This window comes from Moorena sp. SIO2C4, assembly GCF_010672485.1.
Lineage (GTDB): Bacteria > Cyanobacteriota > Cyanobacteriia > Cyanobacteriales > Coleofasciculaceae > Moorena > Moorena producens.
In genome coordinates this window covers 6,224-10,920 of record NZ_JAAHGN010000131.1, presented here as the reverse complement: position 1 = coordinate 10,920, position 4,697 = coordinate 6,224, and the positions used below count along the sequence as shown (strand labels likewise).

Annotated in this window: 4 protein-coding genes and 1 pseudogene; all 5 read left to right on the top strand. The window is 44.8% G+C overall.

Annotated features, from left to right (window positions below; all coding sequences use genetic code 11):
• On the top strand, nt 1-349 hold a 349-nt coding region (locus F6K20_RS09865), incomplete at its 5' end, for an ATP-binding cassette domain-containing protein (protein ID WP_287294541.1).
• A 170-nt stretch (nt 350-519) separates the two neighbouring features.
• Nucleotides 520-2,154 carry a beta-barrel domain-containing protein gene (locus tag F6K20_RS09860; RefSeq protein WP_008178913.1) on the top strand — a complete coding sequence of 545 codons (1,635 nt, stop codon included), beginning with the start codon at nt 520-522 and terminating at the stop codon, nt 2,152-2,154.
• 664 nt (nt 2,155-2,818) lie between these two features.
• On the top strand, nt 2,819-3,226 hold the full coding sequence (locus F6K20_RS09855) for a HetP family heterocyst commitment protein (RefSeq protein ID WP_044492142.1): 408 nt from the start codon (nt 2,819-2,821) through the stop codon (nt 3,224-3,226).
• Entirely contained in the window at nt 3,217-3,615 is a 399-nt protein-coding gene (locus F6K20_RS09850; RefSeq protein ID WP_287294539.1) for a hypothetical protein, read from the top strand. The genes F6K20_RS09855 and F6K20_RS09850 overlap by 10 nt, the downstream gene beginning before the upstream one ends.
• A 900-nt stretch (nt 3,616-4,515) precedes the next feature.
• Nucleotides 4,516-4,697: pseudogene (locus F6K20_RS09845) on the top strand (hypothetical protein); the annotation flags it as partial.

Here is a 4,697-nt window from a genome sequence, read left to right as displayed (position 1 = left end):
CCTTGGATACAACACCAAGAATGGGGAGCGAGGGGCTAACCTGACTGGGGGACAACGGCAACGGATTGCGATCGCCCGAGCCTTGCTGGGTAACCCCAAGATTCTGATTCTCGATGAAGCGACTAGCTCCCTAGATACAGAATCCGAGCGACGTTTTCAACAAAATTTAGCTCGCATTAGTCGCGATCGCACTACCTTCATCATTGCCCACCGTCTTTCTACGGTGCGCAATGCCGACTCTATACTGGTCCTCGACCAAGGTCTGATCGCAGAGCGCGGTACCCACTCCGAACTCATGGCTGAGAAAGGTCTGTACTACCACCTAGCCCAGCAGCAGCTAGATCTTTAACCCTGGCATTTATCAAAGTTTGTAAATGTTTTTTGTAAAAAATCGCTCTCGGGGTGATCAGGGGTGATCAGTATATCCCCCACTGTCTTCAACATTGACTTTCACCAAGGTTCGTGTTCTCAGTTTAAATCAATAGACACAAAACTACCAGTGATTATGGGTGAACTACCATGAACAAACCACAACCATCTATCCCGTCTAGAGAGGGACTCCCTGAGGGACAAACCCCTCACCCTAATCTAACCTCAGCTGAGATTAGATCGATCTATGGGGGGACAGCGGTATCAGCACCACCACTCCCCCAATCAGCTAATCATGTTCAAAATCCGGTCACACCAACATCATCACTAGGGGCTACCAACACTGAAAACTGGTCAACAGCCCTACAAAATTTACTGGATCAGCCACCATCGGTACTGCCCCAGAGACTGCTTTTGGGAGGATTCGCCTTCTGTATGGTCTGTGGGGTTTGGGCAACCTTTGGGCAAATTGACGAAGTGGGTAAAGCCACAGGCAAGTTAGTGCCAAAAGGAGAAGTGTATAAAATTCATCCGATCCAATCCGGCAAGGTCGCCAAGATTGCGGTCAAAGAAGGGGAATCGGTTACCGCTGGGCAAGTCTTGGTGGAACTGGATAAAGAACTTGGCGCTACTGAAGTAGAGCGTTTGGAGCAACTGATCAATGCTGACCAAATCAAATTAATTCAGATGCAAGGGCTGATTGAAAACATCCACCAAGAAGCCCAAACCCGTCAGCAAATTGCCAAAGCGGACATTGACGCACAACAGGCCGCTATCGCTCAGGCACAGACTAAAGTAGCCGCCTTACGAGAACAACTGATCCAACATCAGCAGGCAAACGTCGCCAGTCAGGACAGACTAGAACGCCTAAAACGGCTCAAGGCGACTACCCAAGCACTGCTCCAGCAACGACAGGATGATGCATTTGCCCTTAAGGAACGCCTAGAGAATCTCAAACCCCTGTTAGCATCAGGGGCAATCTCAAAAGAACAAGTATTTCAAGCAGAACATAGCCTACGAGCGAGTCAGCGGGTGATTACCCAAACCCAACTGCAAGAAGCAGCCAGTAACCAAGACCAGATTTATCAAGCCCAGCAGAGTATACGCGATCGCAACAGCGCGATCACTCTGACTCACAGCGATCTCAACCAGACCTTAGCAGAAATCCAACGACTTCAGGCAGGTCTAACTCAGAAGCAAGCGGAAGTGCATCGGACTCAGCTAGAGACCAAGCAGAAACTTCAGCAGTTGGAGATCGAACTGACTCAACTAAATGCCAAAATTGCTGAAAACCGCAATCTGCTAACTAGTGCGAAAGCTAGGCTCAAACAAAAGTTTCTCTATGCACCGGTGGATGGAGTAGTTTCCTCCCTCAATGTTGCCAATATTGGTGAAGTCTTTCAACCCGGTCAAACCATTGCCGAAGTAGCGCCCCAAGATGCGCCCCTGGTGTTATCAGCTAGTTTACCTAATCAGGAGGCAGGCTTTATCAAAGAAGGAATGCCGGTGCAAATCAAGCTTGATGCCTATCCCTATCAGGAATACGGCATCATCAAAGGGAAAGTCACTTCCCTTTCTGCCGATGCCAAAACTGATCAACAACTTGGTTCGGTTTATGAGGTGGAAGTTTCCCTAAACCGTGACTACGTTACAGAAGACGATCAAATGATCCGATTCAAACCTGGTCAGACAGCCAAAGCTGACATCATTATCCGCCGCCGTCGGATTGTGGATTTCTTGTTAGATCCGATCCGACAGCTGCAAAAAGGTGGTGTCAATCTATAGCAGGACTAACGCAATTTAGCCATCGACATACTGCCTGTAGGGTAATGGGGGTGGTACTAAATCCAGGTCGATTAACCCTGATGGCACAACCAGTCAGGGAAGAGGAGTACAAGGGAGGAAAAGGGATTGACTGACAAGTCGTGGGCTTTGCCCAGTTAGGGAAATTTCTGCTCAGAGGTAGCATTGAGCACGGTCAGGGAAAAGCGGTTTGAATTACCTATGGATAAAGGATTTCACAGTCTTTTCACAAAATCTGATCCAAATGTTCACGAAATCTGATCAGAATTTTCATAAAGCTTTGTGGAAAATAGTCTTTACTGAGAGTGTTCCAAGTTTTAGAGGTTTGTCAGTCAACTAGGGGCAAGGGTGGAAGAATCTGGTGTTGTCCAAAATGGGGATGATTGATGGAGATTTAGAAGAAGAGAATCCTGATCTATCAATCGTTATTGATTGGTAAGAGATTATTCGAGATCACCCGATCACCCGATCACCCGATCAAGCCATCTTCGCAGGTTTCACAACTCAAATCAGATGGTTAGATCAGTACTCTAACTCTTCGCTTAATTGACCAACCAGAATCACTGACTATTGAAACTAGAGGTAGAGTTCAAGGGTAAATCCTGCAAATCCAATTCGTTGACCTTCAGATCAAAAAGAAATCATCATGAGTTACTCCATGCTTCGTCGTTCTAATCGCCCACTGGGCAAAACCCTAGATCCTGAAAAGATTAGTTTGATTGAAGAAGCAATTCGCGATCGCAAGTATTCCTGGGCTTGTGTTTTGATGCTGCGTTATTTGGGTCTTAACCCCTTAGAATACATACCGTCGCGAACCTACTGCCGATTGCGACGGGATAACGAGAAAATGGACTCACTCAATCCAGCTACAACCGACAGCCTTAAGCAGGATAGGGAAGATGCTCAGAAGTGCTTAAGGAACATTAAAGATCTCGACTATGCAAAGCCCCTTGACAGCAGAAGCCAACTAGTTCAAGGGGGCTCTAAAGAACAGTGGTTTAACAAAAAATTGCCAAAATTATACTCAAGTACTAGGAATATAAGGTGTTTCTAGGGACTGGTAATCTCACCGTAAGTATTCAGCTATCAGCCATCAGCCATCAGCCATCAGCTATCAGCTATCAGTCATCAGCTAATGCCCTACAGATGGTGCTACTTGAGATGCTTTTGAATAAGCGATGCAGAGGTGCGACCCGTGGCGAATTAAATTACGGGTCAAACGCACCATTACGGTCTTGGGGAGGCAGTGCGGTCTTGGGGGTTTCCCCCATGAGCGACTGCCGTGGTTCCCCCCATGAGCAACTGCCGTGGTTTCCCCCACTCGCGCTTTGCATCAAGACAACAGGTAAGCATTGGAATAATGCTGAGTTACATCTGAATAAAACAGGTAAGCATTGCTTTAATCTCTGTTACTTCAGCATTAGGCTGACTGCTGACTGCTGACTGCTGAGTGCTGAATTCTGAATGCTTACACCTCACCAGGGCTGATAGCTCAATGCTGACAGTCCCCCAATCGCTGAATTTATAGCAGAAGTCAGAAGTCAGAAGTCAGAAGTCAGAAGTCAGAAGTCAAACTCTTGCGCTTACTTAGGTTTGAGACTTTTGTCATGTCCTAACTGCCCTGGCGACTGCTATATTTTGTTTTTTCTTAATTTTTTGATACTGCATAAATTGCATTAATACTCCCAAGTTATTTTTCCATAACTTGGGCATTTTTCATAACAATTTGTAACATTCAACTCTCCCTAAAACTTTACCGCCAAATTGGCTTGACAAGTGAGACAAATTAAATTAATAACGGTAGGATAAAAGTAACAACAACAAAACCATTGTTGTTAGCTACCTACCTAACTTAATCAAGGGTCGAACTAAAGTTTCCGCCAAATTGTCTTGACAAGTGAGACAAATTAAATTAAGAGCGGTAGGATGAAAATAACAACAACAAAAACCAAAGTTGTTGTTAGCTACCTACCTAACTTAATCAAGGCTCGAGCTAAATTTTCCGCCAAATTGGCGTGACAAGTGAGACAAATTAAATTAAGAGCGGTAGGATGAAAATAACAACAACAAAAACCAAAGTTGTTGTTAGCTACCTACCTAACTTAATCAAGGTTCGAGCTAAAGTTTCCGCCAAATTGGCGTGACAAGTGAGACAAATTCAAGTAAGAGCGGTAGGATTAAAGTAACAACAACAAAGTTGTTTTTAGCTACCTAACTAATTTAATTAAAGTTTCCGCCAAATTGGCTTGACAAGTGAGACAAATTGAATAAGAAGCGGTAGAATAAAACTAACAACAACCAAGTTGTTCACTAACATCAAACTTACAAAAGAGCAGACCAACCATGAATATTTCTGATCTAAATCACATCGAAGTTGTTAACGAAGAAACTAACATCATTGGCGCAGGATTCTCCGGACGTGTATTCTTCCGCGATTTCAAGGACATTGATATTAATAAAAGGGTCAATATCAAAGAGCGCTTTGAGTCTATTGTGAAGGTTAAGGGCAACGCGGCTACTGCTGA